Below are 693 nucleotides of genomic sequence, written 5' to 3'. Positions count from 1 at the left end.
GCCAGCCGCGGCTGCGCGGGCGCGGCCGGCGCCGGCGGACGCGAATCCGCGCGTTCGGCGGCGGTGAACGACGCGCACCGCGCATGCACGCGGCCCGCTTCCCCCGATTCCGCCAGCTTCTCGAGCGCATACGCGCGCACGACCTCGAGCAGCGAATAACGCTTCGACAGCCCGACCGAATGAACGACCAGCAACGATTTCGACGCGAGACTGACGAGACAGTCGAGCACGCGTGCGCCGCCGAGTTCGTCGCACGCGGCGAGCGCGCACGCCGCGTCGAGCGGGAACGCATCCGGAAACACCGCGAGGCGGCACAGCACGGTGCGTTCCGCGTCGTCGAGCAGCCGGTAGCTCCACTCGATCGTGGCCCGCAGCGTCTGCTGGCGCGGATGGGCGGTCCGCAGGCCGCCGGACAACGACAACACCGACTTGTCGAGATCGGCGGCCAGCCCCTGGATCCCGAGCAGCGCGACGCGTGCCGCGCCGAGTTCGAGCGCGAGCGGCAGGCCGCTCAGGCGCCGACAGACGGTCGCGATCGCGTCCAGCGTCCTCGCATCCGCGGGCACGTCGGTGCCCATCGCGCGCGCCCGCGCCAGGAACATGCGGACGGCCCCGCACGCGACGATCTCGCCTTCGGTCGCGCCGGCCGGCGGCACGGGCAGCGGCCCGACGCGATACACGCGCTCGCCGGCG

General features: G+C 73.7%; 1 pseudogene. It reads right to left on the bottom strand.

Going from position 1 to position 693, the window contains the following annotated elements:
* Window positions 1–693: pseudogene (locus DPV74_RS41675) on the bottom strand (transcriptional regulator); the annotation flags it as partial.

This window comes from Burkholderia sp. HAN2018, assembly GCF_024704855.1.
GTDB lineage: Bacteria > Pseudomonadota > Gammaproteobacteria > Burkholderiales > Burkholderiaceae > Burkholderia > Burkholderia cepacia.
Note: the sequence above shows the minus strand (reverse complement) of the source record. Positions and strands in the feature narration are given on the sequence as shown.